This window comes from Streptomyces sp. NPDC002156, from assembly GCF_053593675.1.
In genome coordinates, this window is the sequence record NZ_JBSFDA010000095.1 from 1 (window position 1) to 18676 (window position 18676).

Annotated in this window: 17 protein-coding genes; 15 read left to right on the top strand and 2 right to left on the bottom strand. The window is 70.4% G+C overall.

Annotated elements, in window-relative coordinates:
- Positions 1-250: 250 nt before the first annotated feature.
- The 12 genes from ACWCRB_RS31315 (at position 251) to ACWCRB_RS31370 (ending at position 12964) form a co-directional block, all read left to right on the top strand.
- Positions 251-1417, top strand: a complete 1167-nt coding sequence (locus ACWCRB_RS31315) for an acyl-CoA dehydrogenase family protein (RefSeq protein ID WP_450999254.1) — start codon at positions 251-253, stop codon at positions 1415-1417.
- 21 nt (positions 1418-1438) lie between these two features.
- Positions 1439-2206, top strand: coding sequence for an SDR family oxidoreductase (locus ACWCRB_RS31320; protein WP_450999255.1), 768 nt, complete (start codon positions 1439-1441; stop codon positions 2204-2206).
- Positions 2207-2296: 90 nt separating this feature from the next.
- Positions 2297-3067: a FadR/GntR family transcriptional regulator gene (locus ACWCRB_RS31325; protein WP_450999256.1), complete on the top strand. Its 771-nt coding sequence runs from the start codon at positions 2297-2299 to the stop codon at positions 3065-3067.
- Between the two features lie 172 nt (positions 3068-3239).
- The gene (locus tag ACWCRB_RS31330; protein ID WP_450999257.1) at positions 3240-4034 is read left to right on the top strand and encodes an enoyl-CoA hydratase/isomerase family protein; all 795 of its coding nucleotides are present in this window, start codon (positions 3240-3242) and stop codon (positions 4032-4034) included.
- Between the two features lie 6 nt (positions 4035-4040).
- Positions 4041-5027: an acyl-CoA dehydrogenase family protein gene (locus ACWCRB_RS31335; RefSeq protein ID WP_450999258.1), complete on the top strand. Its 987-nt coding sequence runs from the start codon at positions 4041-4043 to the stop codon at positions 5025-5027.
- Entirely contained in the window at positions 5024-6169 is a 1146-nt protein-coding gene (locus tag ACWCRB_RS31340) for an acyl-CoA dehydrogenase family protein (RefSeq protein ID WP_450999259.1), read from the top strand. Before ACWCRB_RS31335 ends, ACWCRB_RS31340 begins: the two co-directional genes overlap by 4 nt.
- A gap of 32 nt (positions 6170-6201) precedes the next feature.
- Entirely contained in the window at positions 6202-7785 is a 1584-nt protein-coding gene (locus ACWCRB_RS31345; protein ID WP_450999288.1) for a FadD3 family acyl-CoA ligase, read from the top strand.
- A 1-nt stretch (position 7786) separates the two neighbouring features.
- A complete protein-coding gene (locus tag ACWCRB_RS31350; protein WP_450999260.1) occupies positions 7787-9001 on the top strand; it encodes a CaiB/BaiF CoA transferase family protein in 1215 nt (404 codons plus the stop codon).
- On the top strand, positions 8998-9849 hold the full coding sequence (locus ACWCRB_RS31355; protein ID WP_450999261.1) for an enoyl-CoA hydratase/isomerase family protein: 852 nt from the start codon (positions 8998-9000) through the stop codon (positions 9847-9849). The genes ACWCRB_RS31350 and ACWCRB_RS31355 overlap by 4 nt, the downstream gene beginning before the upstream one ends.
- The gene (locus ACWCRB_RS31360) at positions 9849-10994 is read left to right on the top strand and encodes a thiolase family protein (RefSeq protein WP_450999262.1); all 1146 of its coding nucleotides are present in this window, start codon (positions 9849-9851) and stop codon (positions 10992-10994) included. The genes ACWCRB_RS31355 and ACWCRB_RS31360 overlap by 1 nt, the downstream gene beginning before the upstream one ends.
- A 21-nt stretch (positions 10995-11015) precedes the next feature.
- A complete protein-coding gene (locus tag ACWCRB_RS31365) occupies positions 11016-12164 on the top strand; it encodes an acyl-CoA dehydrogenase family protein (RefSeq protein ID WP_450999263.1) in 1149 nt (382 codons plus the stop codon).
- Positions 12165-12178: 14 nt separating this feature from the next.
- The gene (locus ACWCRB_RS31370) at positions 12179-12964 is read left to right on the top strand and encodes an SDR family NAD(P)-dependent oxidoreductase (RefSeq protein ID WP_450999264.1); all 786 of its coding nucleotides are present in this window, start codon (positions 12179-12181) and stop codon (positions 12962-12964) included.
- Positions 12965-13040: 76 nt separating this feature from the next.
- Here ACWCRB_RS31370 and ACWCRB_RS31375 read toward each other — a convergent pair whose 3' ends face one another.
- Both ACWCRB_RS31375 and ACWCRB_RS31380 read right to left on the bottom strand, forming a co-directional pair.
- Positions 13041-14321 carry an amidohydrolase family protein gene (locus tag ACWCRB_RS31375; RefSeq protein WP_450999265.1) on the bottom strand — a complete coding sequence of 427 codons (1281 nt, stop codon included), beginning with the start codon at positions 14319-14321 and terminating at the stop codon, positions 13041-13043.
- Complete coding sequence (locus tag ACWCRB_RS31380; RefSeq protein ID WP_450999266.1) at positions 14315-15292, bottom strand: CoA transferase; 978 nt, start codon at positions 15290-15292, stop codon at positions 14315-14317. Before ACWCRB_RS31380 ends, ACWCRB_RS31375 begins: the two co-directional genes overlap by 7 nt.
- A gap of 88 nt (positions 15293-15380) precedes the next feature.
- Between ACWCRB_RS31380 and ACWCRB_RS31385 the strand changes: the two genes are divergently transcribed.
- The 3 genes from ACWCRB_RS31385 (at position 15381) to ACWCRB_RS31395 (ending at position 18656) form a co-directional block, all read left to right on the top strand.
- On the top strand, positions 15381-16334 hold the full coding sequence (locus ACWCRB_RS31385) for an enoyl-CoA hydratase/isomerase family protein (RefSeq protein WP_450999267.1): 954 nt from the start codon (positions 15381-15383) through the stop codon (positions 16332-16334).
- Positions 16335-16627: 293 nt separating this feature from the next.
- Complete coding sequence (locus ACWCRB_RS31390; protein ID WP_450999268.1) at positions 16628-18097, top strand: eCIS core domain-containing protein; 1470 nt, start codon at positions 16628-16630, stop codon at positions 18095-18097.
- A 94-nt stretch (positions 18098-18191) separates the two neighbouring features.
- The gene (locus tag ACWCRB_RS31395) at positions 18192-18656 is read left to right on the top strand and encodes a hypothetical protein (protein ID WP_450999269.1); all 465 of its coding nucleotides are present in this window, start codon (positions 18192-18194) and stop codon (positions 18654-18656) included.
- Positions 18657-18676: the final 20 nt, after the last annotated feature.

Here is an 18676-nt window from a genome sequence, read left to right on the forward strand (position 1 = left end):
GGTGCCGCAACTGCCGCTGCCAGGGCGGCAGTTGCGGTGAGCAGTGCGGTGCGGGGGGTTGGCATTGACGAGGCCCTTCGTGAACGCGGAGGCTCGACGGCTCGGTCGGCAGGGGCATGACATCACGAAGGTCCGTACAAAGTCAGCACACTCGGCACACGCGCAACCCAACCTTCAGCTGCCGTCTATCACTTCGGTCTGACCTTTGATATGTTTCGGCGCCACCGAGGCTGCGGGAGGCGTTCGCACTGTGGACTTCGAGCTGACCGAGGACCAGGAAACGATCCGCAAGGCCGTCGCCGGACTTCTGCGCGACTTCGACGACCACTACTGGATGGAGAAGGACCGGGACCACGAGTTCCCGGCCGAGTTCTACGACGCCGTCGCACGCGGCGGCTGGCTGGGGCTCACCATCCCCGAGGAGTACGGCGGCCACGGCCTCGGGATCACCGAGGCCACGCTGCTGCTGGAAGAGGTCGCGCGGTCGGGCGGCGGGATGAACGCGGCCAGCGCCATCCATCTGTCGATCTTCGGGATGCATCCCGTCGTCGTTCACGGTTCCGAGGAGCTGAAGCGCCGGACGCTTCCCCGGATCGCCACCGGTGACCTGCACGTCTGCTTCGGTGTGACCGAGCCGGGGGCGGGTCTGGACACGACGAGCATCACGACGTACGCGCGCCGGGACGGTGACCACTACGTGGTGAACGGCCGCAAGGTGTGGATCTCCAAGGCGATGGAGTCGGAGAAGATCCTGCTGCTGACGCGCACGACGAAGATCGGCGAGGTCGCGAAGAAGACCGACGGGATGACCCTCTTCCTCACCGATCTCGACCGCGCCCACGTCGACATCCGCCCCATCCCGAAGATGGGCCGCAACGCCGTCACCTCGAACGAGTTGTTCATCGACGATCTGAGGGTGCCCGTGGAGGACCGGGTCGGCGAGGAGGGCCAGGGGTTCCGGTATCTCCTCGACGGGCTCAATCCGGAGCGGATGCTGATCGCCGCCGAGGCGCTGGGCATCGGGCGGGTCGCGCTCGACAAGGCCGTCCAGTACGGGAAGGAGCGGGTCGTGTTCGACCGGCCCATCGGCATGAACCAGGGGGTGCAGTTCCCGCTCGCGGACTCGCTGGCCCGGCTGGACGCGGCCGAACTGGTGCTGCGCAAGGCGACCTGGCTGTACGACCACGGCCGGCCGTGCGGGCGCGAGGCCAACACCGCCAAGTACCTGTGCGCGGACGCCGGGTTCACGGCGGCGGACCGGGCACTCCAGACACACGGCGGGATGGGTTACTCCGAGGAGTACCACGTGGCCCGCTACTTCCGTGAGGCGCGGCTGATGCGGATCGCGCCGATCAGCCAGGAAATGATCCTCAACTATCTCGGCTCGCATGTGCTGGGCCTGCCGAGGAGTTACTAGTCAGATGACGAGGAGTCAGGCATGAGCGTCAACAGCGGGTTGTTCGATCTCACCGGGCGGTCGGCGCTGGTCACCGGGGCGGCGGGCGGTATCGGCTCCGCCGTCGCCCAGGCGCTCGCCCGTGCCGGTGCCGCCGTGCTGGTGACGGACGTGGACGGGGACGCGGCTGCCGCCGTCGCCGGCAAGATCTCCGCCGCCGGGCTGACGGCGGACAGTGCCGCCCTCGACGTACGGGACCGGGCCGACGCAGATGCCGCGGCGGCGCGGGCGGCCCAACTGGCGGGCGGGACACTGCACATCGTCGTCAACAACGCGGGAGTCACCGCGCCCGCCATGTTCGACAAGCTGGAGGAGGACTCCTTCCGGCGGATCGTCGACATCCATCTGATGGGGACCTTCCACTGCTCACAGGCGGCGCTGCCGTTCCTGCCGGAGGACGGCAGGGGGCGGATCATCAACGTCACGTCGTCGGCCGGTCTCGTCGGGACGCTCGGGCAGGTGAACTACTCCGCCGCGAAGGCGGGCATCATCGGGTTCACGAAGTCGCTGGCGCGTGAACTGGCGCGCCGGCAGATCCTGGTGAACGCGCTGGCGCCGCTCGCCGCGACGCCGATGACGGAGACGATCCGCACCAACGAGAAGTTCGCGGCCCCGATGCTCGCGCGCATCCCGCTGGGCCGCTGGGCGGCGCCCGAGGAGATCGCGGGTTCCTTCGTCTTCCTCGCCTCGGACGCCGCGTCGTTCATCACCGGGCAGGTGCTGCCGGTGGACGGGGGCCTGGTCATGTGACGGGCGGGCCGAGATGTCATGTGACAGGCCGCACGGGTCCGTATTGAATGGTCCGGCCGAAGTAGAGCCACCGACGAGAGGCCTGAACCCGTGCAGAGCGCCGGACATTCCGCCAGTGACCCGCGCTTCGACGTGGTCAGGGTGCCGAAGGCGTCGGACGTACTGGCCGCCGAGGTGCGCGAGCGGATCCTCTCCGGCGAGTTCGTCGAAGGCATGGCGCTGCCGCCGGAGCGTCAGCTGGTCGACCAGACGGGGCTGAGCCGGGCGACGGTGCGCGAGGCGCTGCGCATCCTCGAGGTCGAACGGCTGGTGCGGATCAGGCCGGGGCGCGGCGGCGGGGCCTTTGTGCACCGGCCGGGCCATGAGTCGGTGGCGAACACGGTACGGCTGGTCATCCGGGGCCAGCAGATCCGCCTTGAGGCGCTGCACGAGACGCGCGAGGCGATCGAGCCGACGTGCGCCGCGCTGGCCGCGAAACGGCGTACAGCTGCCGACCTCGCCGAACTCGACGCGGCGCACGCCGAGTTGGTGGCAGCCGACGAGGACATCCCGCGCTTTCTGCGGGCCAACGTGCGCTGGCACACGGCCGTGGCGAAGGCCGGCGACAACGAGCTGCTGATCGGTTTCATGACCGCGCTCTCCCAGTCGATCTACGCCGCCACGGACATCGACCAGTTCATGGACGCGGAGATCCGCGAGGTCACCGCCCGCGCCCACGCCCGGATCACCGAGGCGATCCGATCGCAGGACGGGCCGGCGGCGATGCGGCGCATGACCCGGCATGTGTGCGGGTTCGCCCGCGCGGCGGCCGAGGTGGATCAGCGGCAACGGGTGGAGCTGCCCGAGGCGGACAGCGACTGACATCGGTTCGTACACGAGGTGGGAGTGGTCTCACCCCTCCCCAGCCGACCCCCACCCATGCGAGAATGATATTTCCATTCAGCGTGAACGACACTCTTCACTTTCGGTCTGACCTTTACTAGCATCCGAGGTCGACCGACCAGTGGCACCAGTGGCAAGGGAGAGGGTGCGCATGGGCGAGGCCGGTTCCGTCCTGACCGTGACCGCCGACGGCGATGTCCGGGTCGTCACCCTGAACAGGCCCGACAGGCTCAACGGAGTCTCCGAGGAACTGCACCGCCGACTCGCCGAGATCTGGCGGGAGTTGGCGGACGATCCCAAGGCGCGGGCCGTCGTCCTCACCGGCGCGGGGCGGGCGTTCAGCGCGGGCGGTGACTTCGACCATCTGCGCCGCCATCACACCGACGCCGAGCTGCGGGAGCGGTCGATCCGGCTCGACCGGACGATCCAGACAGAGATGATCCGCTTCCCGCTGCCCGTCGTCGCTGCGGTCAACGGCCCCGCGGTGGGCCTGGGTTGCAGTCTGGCGCTGGGCTGCGATCTGGTGCTGATGGCGGACGACGCCTATCTCGCGGACCCGCATATCTCGGTGGGCCTGGTGGCCGGCGACGGCGGTGTGACCCTCTGGCCGCTGCTCACGAGCCTGCTCCGGGTGAAGGAGTACCTCTTCACCGGGGACCGCATTCCCGCCGAGACGGCGGTCCAACTCGGCCTGGCCAACCGGGTCGTACCGTCCGCCGACCTCCACCAGGAGGCGCTGGCGCTGGCCCACCGGCTGGCGGCGCAGCCCCCGGAGGCGCTGCGCGCGACGAAGGCGGCACTGGCCGCCGTGGTGGAACAGGCGACCCGGGGCGGTATGGAGGCGGCACTGATGGCCGAGCGGGCCACGATGACCAGCCCGGACCACATCCGCATCATCGACGAACTGGCGTCACGGGCGGAACGCCGGTCCAAGGGCGGGGAGTGACAGCCCGTGGAGACCGAGGAGTTCGTGCTCGTACGCGACCTGTTCCGGTCGTTCGCCGCCCGGTTCCGCGTGGGCTCCGCCGACGACGTCAAGCCCTCGGCCGGCGCCGCCGCACAGGAGGCGCTGACCGAGTTGGGCCTCGGCGAACTCCGCCGGTCCACTCCCCCGGCCGCCACCGTGCAGGAGTGCGCGCTGCTCGCCGAGGAGCACGGCAGCCTGCCGTTGCCCACCTCGCTCCTCGGTACGGTCCTGCTCGCCCCGGAGCTGCTCCGGCTGCTGGGGGAACCCGCGGCGCCGGGCAGGGCCCCGACGATCGGCCTCGCCCGCGACCTTCGCTTCCCCCACGCGAGTCCCTCCCCGCTCGTCGCGTGGGACAGCGAGGGCGCGGACGAGGCACTGTGCGTGTACCCCGACGGAACGGTGACCGCGGCCGGACTGGGCCCGGCGGCACCGAGCGTGGACCTGCTGCGGGCGATCCGTACGGCGGGCCCCGCGCAGCGCGCGGTCGGACGGCTCGACCCGGCCGGACGCCGGCACTGGCAGGCGTACGCGCTGATCGTCGTGGCCTCCGAACTCGTGGGCGCGGCACGGTCGTTCGTCGGGCAGAGCGTGGAGTACGCGCGGGAGCGCAGCCAGTACGGGCGGCCGATCGGGTCGTTCCAGGCGGTGCAGCATCTCCTCGCCGACGCGACCGTGCTCGTGGAGGCCTGTGCGAGCGCGACCCGGTATGCCGCCTGGTGTCTGGACCACGAGTCGCCGGAGCGGGCGCTGGCCGCCGCGCGGGTCGCGAAGGCCGAGGTGAACAGGTCGGCGCTGGAGGCGGTGTACGCCGGTATGCAGGTGTTCGGCGGGATCGCGCAGACGTGGGAGCACATCGCGCACCTGTATCTGCGCAAGGTCCGCGTGGGCGCGACGGTACTGGCCACGACGGCGGATCTGCTGACGGTGCTGGCCGAACCGGAGCCGGCGGCAGAACCGGAGGCGGCACGATGAGCGAGACTCCGCTGGACTTCGGCGACCCGGCCGACCTGAACCGGATCCGGACGGAATTCCGCGCCTGGCTGGCCGAACACCCGCTCCCCGAACGGCACTTGGACGAACCGGTCCCCGTGTTCCTGCACCGCTGGCACCAACTCCTGTACTCCGGCGGCTGGGTCGGTCTCGATGTACCGGAGCGGTACGGCGGTCGTGGACTGACAGCCCTTCACCAGGTGGCGGTCAGTGACGAGTTGGGGGCTTGTCGAGCCCCCGGTGTTCCCCGGATCGGCTATCTCGCCCACGCGCTGCTGAAGTTCGCCTCCGAGGAGCAGCAACTGCGCATGCTGCCGAGGATGCTGGCGGGTGACGACGTCTGGTGCCAGGGGTTCAGCGAGCCCGGCGCGGGCTCGGACCTCGCCGGGATGAGCACCTTCGCTGAAAGCCGGGGCGATCACTACATCGTCCGGGGCCAGAAGCTCTGGACCAGTTACGCCCAGTACTCCGACCTGTGTCTGCTGCTGGCCCGTACGGACCGCGCGGAATCGCCGCACCGCTCGATCACCGCGTTCGCGCTGCCGCTGGACCGGGCGGGCGTGACCGTTCGGCCATTGCGGGCCGCCAACGGGGACGACGAGTTCTGCGAGTTGTTCCTCGACGACGTCCGCATAGAGGACTCCGAGCGGGTCGGCGCCGAGGGTGACGGCTGGCCGCTGGCGATGACGACGGTGTCGTACGAGCGCAACGCCCTCGACACCGGCCATCTGTCGAAGTACGGCCTGCTCGTGGAACGTCTGCGGGCCACCGCCCAGGAGCGGGCCGACAGGCTCCCGGACGGGCTGCGCTCCGAGATCGGGCAGTGCTACGTGGACTACGAGGTCCTGGTGGCGCATGCCCGGCGCCGGACCGCCGAACGCCTCAGCGGGCAGGCCGCCGGCCCCGAGTCGTCCATCGACAAGCTCCTGATGACGAGGGCCGAACAGCGTCTGTACGAGACGGCGCTCAAGGTGTTCCCGGAGGAGCTGGCCGAGGACGGCGGCGAGATCTTCGGCGAGTACCTCTATTCCAGGGCCGCGTCGGTGTACGGCGGTACCTCCCAGATCCAGCGGAACATCATCGCGAAACGGGTCCTGCGTCTTTCTTCGTCCGGCCAGTCCTGAGCCCTGGAGCCCCTGGAGCCTTCTCGATGCGATTGCGATACGACGAGGAATTCCTGACCATCCCCAACGTCATCAGAGTGGCCGCCGAGCGCTTCGGGGACGACATCGCGCTGATCGACGGGGACCGCCGGTGGAGTTTCCGCGAGCTGGAAGAGCGGATGATGCAGGCGGTGCGGGCCGCTGTCGGGCTGGGGGTCGAGAAGGGTGACCGGGTCGGGCTCTGTGCGCCCAATTCCGCGGAATGGATCTTCGCCGCGCTCGGTATTCAAGGCGCGGGGGGTGTCGTCGTGCCTCTCAACACCCGTTTCAAGGCGGGTGAGATCTCCTACATTCTGCGTAAGTCGGGAGCTGAGGCGGTTTTCGCGTCCGCCTTCCTCGACACCGACTACATCGCCGAGCTACTGAAACACGACCCCGATCTTCCGGCACTACGCAGGACGGTGTCGATTCGCGGTCCGCAGGGTGCCGCTGATCTGTCCTGGACGGAATTCCTGCGGGCCGGTGAGACGGTCGCCTCTTCCGTGGCCGAGGAGTCGATCGGGCGGCTCGTCGCGGACGACATCTCCGACGTGATGTTCACGTCCGGCACGACAGGCCATCCCAAGGGCGTCATCCTCACCCATGGCCAGTCGCTGCGGGCGTACGGCTGGATGTCCGAGGAGTACACCTTCCGGCGCGGCGACAGCTTTCTCGTCATCCCGCCGTTCTTCCACTGCTTCGGCTACAAGGCGGGCTGGCTGGCCTCCCTGATACACGGGGTGACGGTCATTCCAATGGCCGTGTTCCACCCCGGTCAGGCGCTGGAGATCATCGGCAGGGAAAGGGTGAGCATTCTCCTGGGCCCGCCCACGATCTTCCACGACCTCATCAACCACCCCGACCGCTCGGCACATGATCTTTCCTCGCTCCGCGTTTCCATGACGGGGGGAACCACCATTCCGGAGTCCCTGATCCGTGCCATGAAGTCGGAGTTGTCCTTCGACATCGTGATGAGCGCGTACGGGCTGACCGAGTCGTCCGCGCTGGTGACGACCACACGTATCGGGGATTCCGAGGAGACGGTGGCCCGCACGACCGGACGTGTCATACCGGACGTGGAGGTGAGAATCGTCGACGAGGAGGGACGGGAACTCCTGGCGGAGCAGGACGGGGAAATCCTCGTACGGGGATACAACGTCACCCGAGGCTATTGGGAGGACCCCGAGGCGACCGCCGCGACGATCGACAGTGAAGGGTGGCTGCACACCGGGGACATCGGGCGGCTCGACGCGTCCGGGAATCTCTCGATCGTCGACCGGAAGAAAGAGATGTACATCGTCGGCGGATTCAACGCCTATCCGGCGGAGATCGAGAAGCTTCTGCTGGCGTACGAGCCCATCGGCCAGGTGGCCGTCATCGGGGTGCCAGACGAGCGGCTCGGCGAGGTCGGCTGTGCCTTCGTCGTGCCGAAGCAGGGGTACGAGGTCGGCGAGAAGGACGTCGTCGAGTGGGCGCGCGAGCACATGGCCAACTTCAAGGTGCCCCGCCATGTGCGTTTCAGCGACCAACTCCCGCGCAACGCGAGCCAGAAGGTCCTCAAGGACGAGTTGCGCGCCCGCTTCGAAGCGAAGGCCTGACATGGACGACGAAGCAGCGGGCGCGGCCGGGACGGTCGGGCCGCTCGACGGCATCACGGTGGTGACATTGGAGCAGGCCGTGTCCGCCCCCATCTGCACCCGTACGCTCGGCGACTTCGGCGCCCGGGTCATCAAGGTGGAGAACCCGAAGGGCGGCGACTTCGCCCGGCACTACGACGATGTCGTGAACGGCCTCGCGGCGCACTTCGTGTGGATCAACCGGGGCAAGGAGTCGGTGACCCTGGATCTCAAGTCCCCAGCGGGAATGGCGGTGTTGCATCGCCTGCTCGACCGCGCCGACGTCCTCGTCTCCAACCTCACCCCTGGCACCACGGCCAAACTGGGCATCGCCCCAGCCGACTTGGCCGTACGGCATCCGGAGCTGATCGCGGTCGAGATCGACGGGTACGGTCCTGGCGGCCCCCTCTCCCACAAGCGGGCGTACGACCTGCTGGTCCAGGCCGAGGCGGGCGCGTGCGCGGTGACCGGGCTGCCCGGGGCACCCGCCAAGCCCGGGCCGCCGATGGCCGACGTGGGCGCCGGGTTGTACGCGGCCCTGTCCATCATGGCGCTGTTGTACGAGCGGGGGCGCGGGAGGCGCAGCGGTCCAGCCTCGGTCGCGGTGTCCCTGTTCGACACCATGACGGAGTTGATGGGCTATCCGCTGACCTACACCCAGCACTCGGGGGTCGATCAGCAGCCCATGGGTATGGGTTCGCCGGCGGTGGCGCCGTACGGTGCGTACGCGACGGCCGATGGTCACACCGTCGTTCTCGGGACGACGAACGACCGCGAATGGCAGAGGTTCGCAAGGGAGTTGCTGGGGCGGACCGACCTGGCGGACGACGAGCGGTTCGCCACCACGCCCGGCCGGGTCGCCCATCGTGCCGTCCTGGACGCCGAGATCAGCGCCTGGTGCGCCCGTCATGAGCTGGCGTATGTGCAGAGCAGCGCGGACGCGGCCGGGATCGGCAACTCCCGGTTCAACAAGCCGAGCGAAGTGGTCGCGCATCCGCATCTGAAGGCACGGGACCGGTGGCGGGAGGTCGAGACACCGTACGGGCCGATCTCCGCGCTGCTGCCTCCGCCAGTGATCTCGGGGTACGAGCCGCCGATGGGCGCGATTCCGGCGCTGGGGCAGCACACGGCCGCCGTACTGGCCGAGTTGGGCATCGACGACCAGGGCGAAGAAGTGGGCGGGGGCGGGGCGAGGTGAGCGGCGGTGAGCCCGTGCTGCTGCGCGACGACCGGGACGGCGTACGGACGTTGACGCTGAATCGGCCGCGCCGGAAGAACGCCATCGACGCGGAGTTGTGGGATGCGCTGCGGGACGCGTTGGCGGACGCCGGGCGTGATCGTGCCGTGCGGGCGCTGGTGGTCACGGGGGCCGGGGGCGCGTTCTGCTCCGGCGCGGATATCTCGGGCGGGCTCAGCAGCATCCATCCCCTGTACCGGATGCGGACGTTGAGCGACGTCGCCCTGCTGCTGCACGAGTTGCCGGTGCCGACCATCGCCAAGGTGAAGGGGGTCGCGGTCGGGGCGGGGTGGAATCTCGCGCTCGGCTGCGATCTGGTCGTAGCCACGCCGGATGCACGGTTCTCGCAGATCTTCGCGCGACGCGGGCTCTCCCTGGACCTCGGAGGCTCCTGGCTGCTGCCGAAACTGGTCGGGTTGCAGCAGGCCAAGCGACTCGCGCTGCTCGCCGAGACGATCGGTGCCGAGGAGGCGCGGGCCCTTGGGCTGGTGACGTGGGTGGTGGCGGCGGACGAGGTGGATGTCTTTGTCGATGATCTCGGGGCACGGCTGGTGGCGGGTGCGCCCGTCGCGCTCGCGCAGACCAAGGCGCTGCTCAACGAGGGTGCCGACCGGACGCTCCGGGACGCGCTCGCGAACGAGGCGCGCGCCCAAGGGGTCAACTTCGCCACGGCAGATGTGTCGGAGGCGTTCTCGGCGTTCACGGAGAAGCGCGAGCCGTCGTTCAGTGGGCGGTGGGCGGTACCGGGGAGAGGCCCGGAAGCGTCCAACTCGGCGGCGCCAGGCGCCCCTTCGGTCAGGAGGCCGTAGTGCGTGAAGCGGTGATCGTGGGGGCGGTACGCACCCCCGTGGGGAAGCGCGGTGGTGGCCTCGCGGGCGTCCACCCGGCTGACCTGTCGGCTGTCGTGCTGGGTGCGCTCGCCGAGCGGACGGGCATCGATCCCGGCGTTGTCGACGATGTCGTCTGGGGGTGTGTGTCGCAGGTCGGCGACCAGTCGAGCAACATCGGCCGCTACTCGGTGCTCGCGGCGGGCTGGCCCGAGAGCATTCCGGGTACGACGGTCAATCGGGCCTGCGGGTCGAGTCAGCAGGCGCTGGACTTCGCGGCGCAGGCCGTGATGTCGGGGCAGCAGGACGTCGTGGTGGCGGGCGGGGTCGAGGTGATGAGCCGGGTTCCGCTGGGCTCGGCGCGGGCCTCCGGGATGCCGTACGGGCCCCAAGTCCTCGCGCGGTACGACGACTTCTCGTTCAACCAAGGGGTGTCCGCCGAGAGGATCGCCCAGAAGTGGGGGTTCACGCGGACGCGGCTCGACGAGTTCGCCGCGCTCTCGCACGAGCGGGCTGCGGCGGCCCTGGACTCCGGGGTGTTCGAGGAGCAGATCGTGCCGGTGTCCGTCGGCGCGGAGACCGTGGGTGTCGATGAGGGCGTACGGCGAGGGACCAGCGTGGAGAGCCTGGCGAAGCTCAAGCCCGCCTTCCAGGACGACGGTGTGATCCACGCGGGCAACGCCTCCCAGATCTCCGACGGCGCCGCCGCGCTGCTGGTGACGACGCCGGAGAAGGCGCGCCAGCTGAGCCTCGCACCGCTCGTGCGGTACCGCGCGGGTGTGGTCGTCGGCGCCGACCCGGTGCTCATGCTGACCGGGCCGATCTCCGCGACCGAGCGGGTGCTGCGGAAGGCGGGCGTCGGTCTGTCCGAGGTCGATGTGTTCGAGGTGAACGAGGCCTTCGCACCCGTACCGCTGGCCTGGCTCGCCGAGACGGGCGCCGATCCCGCGCTGCTCAATCCGCTGGGCGGGGCCATCGCGCTTGGGCATCCGCTCGGGGCGTCCGGCGCGGTCCTGATGACCCGCATGATCCACCACATGCGGGAACGGGGCCAGCGCTACGGCCTGCAGACCATGTGCGAGGGCGGCGGCACAGCGAACGCCACCCTCGTCGAACTCGCCTCCTGACAGGAACAGACGGGAGCAGTTGTGCGCCGAGACATCTTCACGCCCGACCACGAGGCGTTCCGCGGGCTCGTCCGGGACTTCGTGGCGAACGAGGTCGTCCCGCACTACGCCGACTGGGAGGAGGCCGGGCGGCTGCCCCGGGAACTCTTCGAACAGCTCGGCTCGCTGGGCCTGTTGGGCATGTCCGTGCCCGAGGAGTTCGGCGGGGCGGGCCTCGACGACTACCGCTACAACGTGGTCCTCCAGGAGGAGGCGGCCCGCGCGCTGGTCACCCTGGGCACGGTACGCACCCAACTCGACGTCGTGCTCCCCTACTTCCTCACCTACGCGGACCAGGAGCAGCGCGCCCGGTGGTTCCCCGGCCTCGCCGCCGGCAAGCTGCTCACGGCCGTCGCCATGACGGAACCCGGCACGGGCTCCGACCTCGCGGGCATCCGGACGACAGCAGTGCGGGACGGCGACTCGTACGTTCTCAACGGGGCGAAGACGTTCATCACCGGCGGGCTGCTCGCCGATCTGGTGGTCGTGGTGGCCCGGACGGCCACCGATCCCGACGACCGGCGCGCCGGGCTGACCCTGCTGGTCGTCGAGGACGGCATGCCGGGGTTCACCCGGGGCCGGGTCCTGAAGAAGATGGGCATCAAGGTGCAGGACACGGTCGAGCTGGCCTTCGACGACGTACGCGTCCCGGTCGCCAACCGGCTCGGCGAGGAGGGCGCCGCCTTCGGCTACCTCGGCCACAACCTGCCGCAGGAGCGGATGACGGTGGCGGTCGGCTCGGTCGCGCAGGCGCGGGCGGCCCTCGACACGACGGTCGAGTACGTCAAGGAGCGCAAGGTCTTCGGGAAGCCGGTCGCCGACTTCCAGAACACAAAGTTCGAACTCGCCGCCGTGGCCGCCGAGTTGGAGGCGGCGCAGATGATGCTCGACCGTGCGGTCCTCGAACTCGTCGACGACGAACTGTCCGGCGCGGACGCGGCGAAGGTCAAGCTGTTCTGCACGGAAATGCAGGCCCGAGCCGTCGATCGCTGTCTTCAACTCTTCGGCGGATACGGCTATATGCAGGAGTATCCGATCGCCCGGCTCTACACGGACGCGCGCATCACGCGCATCTACGCCGGCACGAGCGAGGTCATGAAGGTCATCATCGCCAAGTCGTTGGGACTGTGATGCCGGAGTTCGGGATGACGGAGTTCGGGATGGCGGAGTTCGAGGGGCGGACGGGCGCCGCGTTCGTCGCTGGTGGCACCGGGGGCATCGGTGCGGAGATCGTCCGAATGCTGGCCCAGCGGGGCAGTGACGTGGCCTTCACCTATCGCGCCAACGCGACTGCGGCGGAGTCGCTCGCCGGTGAGGTGAAGGCGTACGGCCGTCAAGTCCTGGCACTTCGGCTGGACTTGGGGGACGAGTCGGCGACGGCGGAGGCGGTGGCCGAGGCCTGCGAGGCGTTCGGAGGGCTGCACACAGTCGTGTACGCGGCCGGTCCACACGTACCGATGAGGCACCTCAGCAAGGTGACGCCGGGCGAGTACCGTGCCCAACTCGACGCGGACGCCGGGGCGTTCTTCAATCTGGTCCATCCCGCGCTGCCGAGGCTGCGGGAGACGCGGGGCAGCATCGTGGCCGTGACGACGGTGGCCACGCGTCGCTTCCCGGTGCGGGACGGGTTGTCCTCGGGCACGAAGGGGGCCGTCGAGGCGGTTGCTCGGGCGCTTGCGGCGGAGGAGGGGCGGTATGGGGTGCGGGTGAACTGCGTTGCGCCCGGGATGCTCAATGACGGTATCGCCGCGCGTCTGATCGCCTCCGGGGAACTGGACGAGGCGGCTCTTGCTGTCACCCGGCGCAATATTCCGTTGCGGCGGTTCGGGGGCGCGACGGATATTGCGGAGGCGGTGGTGTTCCTCGCCTCGGAGCGGGCGGGGTTCATCACTGGGCAGGCGTTGGGAGTTGACGGAGGGTACAGCGTCTGAGTGGGTCGCTGCGGCTCCGTCGTGGCTGGTCGCGCAGTTCCCCGCGCCCCTTTGGGCGCGACCGCTGAGCGCGCCGCTATTCGGGGGCAGTGATGCGTCGGCCGTCCACGAACGCCGCTCGTACGGTCTGGGCGGAGAGTACGTCCAGTGCCTCCCGCAGGGGTACGTGGAGCAGACACAGGTCGGCGGGCTTGCCGGGTGTCAATCTTCGTACTCTGGCGGGGTGTTGGGGCTCGCCGGTGAAGAGGTTCAGGGCCGCCTCCGGGGGCAGGGCCTCTCCCCCGGCGCGTTCGACCGTGGCCCGCATGACCTCCCAGGGGTCGTGGGTTCCGTATGGGGCGTCGGTGCCGGCCGCCAGGGAGATGCCCGCGTCGGCGAGGGAGCGGCAGCGGTAGAGGTGGGGGCGGTCGTCGGGGTCCACGTCGGTGGCGTAGGCGTGGCCGCGTTCGGCGGGGAAGTGCGGCTGGGTCACGACCGTCACGCCGAGGTGCTCGATCCACGGGATCGTCTCGGCCGGGACGACGGACGCGTGCTCGATGCGGTCGCCGTCGAGCGGGCCGGCCTCGTCCAGGGCGAGGAGGGTCACCAGCAACTGCACCCGGGTCACACAGTGGACGGCGATCGGGCGTGGCCTCAACGAGGCGATCCTGGCGGCGAGTTCGGCCGGTGCGGGCAGGGTGGCGTCGTCGAGCAGCAGCTTCACGGGCGCGTCGACCGTCATGACGAGCAGCCGCTGCGGCAGCACCGACAGCAGGTCGAGGAGGCCGTCCGCCGGATGCGGATCGGCGTTGGTGAACCCCGTGACGCCGAGCGCCGCAGCCCTGCACCCCACGCCCTCCAGGTCCAGCCGCACGGGCGGTACGAAGCCGCGTAGTCGCTCGTCCTCCCGCCAGAACCTGCCGTCGCCCGACGCCGACCCCGCTTCCGTGTCCAGGCCCGCCGCCCGCAACGCCGCGCTGTTCCACACCCACAGCGCGCCGGTCCGGTGCTGGACGCGGACCGGACGGTCCGGGGCGAGAGTGTCGAGGACCCTTCGGTCGAGTTCGCCCGCGACGCTCTCGTGGTAACCGACGGCCCGTACCCAGCCGTTGGGCGCCCCGCCGCGCAGCGCGGCGGCGAGTCCGTCGCGGCCGGTGACGTCCGCAGGGCCGACCCGGACGGAGGCGGCGTCGGCGGCCAGCGCGGCGAGGTGTATGTGGTGGTCGTGGAGGCCGGGCAGCAGCGCGCCGCCGCGTCCGTCGAGGGCGTCGGGCTCGGTTCTCGCGTCGAGCCGCTGTCCGATCTCCGCGATCCGCCCGTCCCGGATGCGTACGTCCACCTCGCCCGCACCCGCGACCTCGACGTTTCTGATCAGCACGGCGACGGGACCAGGGACGCGGCGCAGGCCGACATGGAGAGGCTCAGCAGCTCCCCGCCCCCGATGGCGAGGGAGTGGGCCGTGGCGTGGGCGGCGTAGATGCCGGTGACCGGGTCGGCGAGCGCGTCGCCGATGAAGACGGGGTCGCCGTGTGCGTCGAGGCCGGTCAGACCGCCCGCGACGGCGGCGTCGTCGCCGAACGCGATGCGGTCGTCGTCCCTGCCGTACCCGGTGATGCTGACCCAGACCCGCCCCGGACGGGCGGCGAGGAACTCCTCCGCGTGGACCCCGAGTCGGCGCAGCGCCCGCGCCCGGGATGCCTCGATGACGATGTCGGCCCCGGCGATCACCTCGGCGAGCGCGCCCGAGGCGAAGTCCAGCACCAGGCTGTCGTGGCCGTCGTGCAGCCAGCGGTAGAAGGCGGGCGATCCGGCGCGGGCGCCGTCCGGTCGGGTCGTGCTCTCCACCTTCACGACCTGGGCGCCCGCCAGGCCGAGGAGGCGTGCGCACAGGGGGCCCGCCCAGAGAGCCGACAGGTCGACGACGCGGAGGGCGGCTGGGTCGCGTACACGTCGCTCGCCGAGGCGCTCTGCCCGTACGGTAGGCCCGCTCGCGGAGGCGTGTTCCGCGGCCGCGATCCCGAGAAGTTGTGCTTTCGCCGCCACTTGGGCCGCCGTCGACCGGCTGACCACCTCGGGGAGTGGTTCGCCCTCCGATCCGGACAGGAGTGCGACGAGAGCCGGTACTGAAGCCAGGTCGTCGGGGCGGGCGAGGTTCACGGCGGTCCAGCCGTCGGACGCTTCGAGGAGGTGGCACGAGCCACCTGCCGAGGTTCTGGCGGGGAGGGCGTGACCGGTCAGTCGGGCTCGGAGAAAGAGGGCTGTGGGCAGGTCGACGGGCACGCCGGTGAGAGCGGTGAACTCCTTCGCGACCGAGGCCAGCGGGGCCAGATGTGGCTCGACCGACTCCATCCAAGGCCCCACCAGCGTGGCGAGAGCGTCGTTCTCCAATGGTCAAACGCCCTTCTCTTCCGAGGTGGCCCCAAATTACACTCCGCCCGTGACCTTGGACTCCCCCTTCGTCCTCGTCGACCTCGACGGTCCACCGCGTCCTGGTCTCGGCCTGGGGACGGCGGGAGTGGCCGGGCGGGTGCTCGTAGGCGTCGCGGAGAAGCCCACCGACGCCGACGCCGACTTCGACATCCTCCTCACCGCCGACCCCGATCCGCCACGCCCCTGGGTGAGCTGCGCCGACCCGTACGCCACCGCTCAGCGGCTCGCGGAGATCGTCGCGGAGCGTCCGGCAGCCTCCGTCGCCCTGATGCAGGTGCTGCGGATGGGTCCGGCGCTGGCGCCGCCCGACCGTCTCGTGGCCGAGTCGCTCGCCTATTCGACGCTCCAGGGGTCGGCCGTCTTCCGCGCGTGGCTGGACTCGGCGCCCGCTCGTGTGCCGCGCCCCTCCCCCGCGCCGGTGCTGCTGAACCGGGACGGTGACCGGCTCGCCATCACCCTCGACCGGCCGCAGGCGCGCAATGCCATGGACGCGGGTACGCGGGACGCCTTGTGCGAGGCGCTGGAGGTCGCTGTCGCCGACCCGTCGATCACCCGGGTCGACCTGTACGGCAACGGGCCTGCCTTCTGCGCCGGCGGGGACCTCAGCGAGTTCGGCACGGCCAGGGATCCCGCGCAGGCGCATCTGGTGCGCGTGCAGCGCAGTCCTGCCGCTCTGCTTCAGCGGTGCGGTGGGCGCGTGATCGCGCATTTGCACGGTGCCTGTGTGGGGGCGGGGATCGAGCTGACTGCGTTCGCGGGGCGGGTGGTGGCTGCGCCGGACACGGTGATTCGGCTGCCCGAGGTGGGGATGGGGCTGATTCCGGGGGCGGGGGGTACGGCGAGTCTGCCGTTGCGGGTGGGGCGGGAGCGTACGGCGTATTTGGCGTTGTCGGGGGTGGCTTTGGGGGTTGGGGAGGCGCTTCGGTGGGGGTTGGTCGACGAGGTTGTTGAGGGTGAGTAGCGCTCCGCGGGAGGGCTGTTTTGAGGCTGCGGCGCCATCGTGGCTGGTCGCGCAGTTCCCCGCGCCCCTAAGGGGCGCGCTTCGCGCCGCCACACCCCGCCGGACGGAAAACGTTGCTCCCAAGTCTGCCCCTACAGCCCTCGTGTCCGGGCCGTACGGACGGAAACATGGCGGAGATTGTGCATGGCCGAGGGCTAGGGAGAGCAGCGATGCGGGCGCGGGAGCAGGACACGCAGGCTCAGGGGCCGCGGCAGGAGCGGGGTCGGCGTCCTGCGGCCGTCCGGTCGGCCGTCGTGCACACCGGTGCAGGCTTGGGCCGTGTCGGCGGGATGTCGCCCGCCGCTCTCGCCGTCCTCCAGCGGACCGTGGGCAACCGGGCGCTGGCCCAGCTCGTCGCCGACGAACGGCATGAACACGGCCCGGGCTGCGGGCATTCGGGCGGCACGGCCGTCCAGCGCGCTCCCGAGGTCGACGCGGTGCTGCGCAGCGGGGGCCGTCCGCTGGACGCGCCGCTGCGGCAGGAGATGGAGGCCCGGCTCGACGCCGACTTCGGCGACGTACGTCTGCACGACGACAGTGCCGCCCGCCGGTCGGCCACCCAGCTCGGGGCCCGTGCCTACACCTCGGGCAGCCATGTGGTCATCGGCGAGGGCGGCGGCGACAAGCACACCCTCGCCCATGAGCTGACCCATGTGATCCAGCAGCGAAGCGGCCCGGTCGCGGGCGCCGACACCGGTGACGGACTGCGGGTCAGCGATCCCGGTGACGCCTTCGAGCGGGCCGCCGAGGCCAACGCCGCCCGGGCGATGTCGGGGCCCGTTCCCGTACAGCGGAGCGCCGACGCCGGGGAGGGAGCGGCGCACGCTTCCGAACAAGGGGGGTCCGGCCGGCGGCGGCAGGTCCAGCGCGTCGCCTACAACACGAACGCCGTTCCGCAGGGCTCGTTCATCCACCCCGTCGTGGACGCCCTGGGCCGGACGACGTCCATCGAGATGATGAGCGACGGCTCGCTGAACGGCTCACCCCCGGCCATCGACCCCACCGGCTACACCTACATCCGCCAGCTCAGTCTGACGAACTTCTGGATCCGCTTCCATCTCATCAACATGCAGGCGGGCGGTCCCGGAACGATGAACAACCTGGTACCCGCCTCCAAGCGCGACAACAGCCAGTACGAGGCCAGCGTCGAGAGCGCGCTGAAGAAGGAACTGACCAGCGTGGCGACCGCGAACGCCGCCCTGGCGGGGAACGCTCCGCGTCACTACGTCTACTTCGGCGTCGACGTGGACTACGGGACGGCCAACGCCCAGACCTCGGCGTACCAGCAGTCCTTCGCCCCGCACTTCGTCCGGTCTCTCACCATCAACTTCAAGCGGTACGACCCCACGGCCGGGGCATGGCAGGTCCTGGCCGCCGCGCACCCGTTCCCCTTCACGGATCCTCAGCCGACCGACTTCGGCCAGGCGCTGGCCGCCGCCACCATGACCCTCCCGGACCTGATCCAGGCCACCTCGAACCGCAAGTGGAACGTGGACGACGTCGTCTTCCTCCAGTCGCTCGCCACCGGCGGCACCCGCAACGCGGAGTTCCAGCAGGAAGTGAACCAGGCGGGTGCCCTGGGGGCCACGGAGTCCGTGATCCACGCGTTCTCGCAGATGAGGTTCCGGGCGCGAGGTGCGGTCACGTTCGCCGAGCGCATCGACAACGACAGGCAGCTGGCCACCCTGGCCAATCTGATCGGCACCGGCAGAATCACCACCTGACGGGCGGCCGCCCGCACAGAATGGGCGGCCGCCCGCACAGAATGGGCGGCCGCAGTCACGAGGAAGGGAGCCTTCGTTGGCGAGTCTGTGGCGGGTGCGCGTCAGTCGCGTGAGCGGCGACACCGTCGAGCTGACCCTGTCGGCGATCCACCCCGACGCCGGGGAGCCGTCCGCGTCCGGCGCCTTCGCGATGCGGCTACTGGCCGACACCGACCCCGAACGGCTGGACCGCGAGGCCGGGCCGGGAGCCTACTGGGACCCGGTAGCCCTCACCGCGTACGCGGACCGGGTGATCGCGGCGGTCTCCATGACCGCCCGGCGCAATCTGCCCTTCGACGAAGGCGAAGCTCGGCGGACCGTCGAGGCCGAACTGCGCGCCCACGGCCTCGACCCGGCCGACGCCACCGCCTGGCAGGCCGCCTTCCTGGACGCCTGGAGCGCGCTGTGGCAGGACCCCGACCGGGTCCCGTCCGCGGTACTGGAGATCCGGCTTGCCGACCTGTCCTGGCTGTCGGGAACCACCCCGGGGCGGGAGTGGGACACGGCGGCGTACGGCTGAGGAGCACCCCGGTCCCAGGG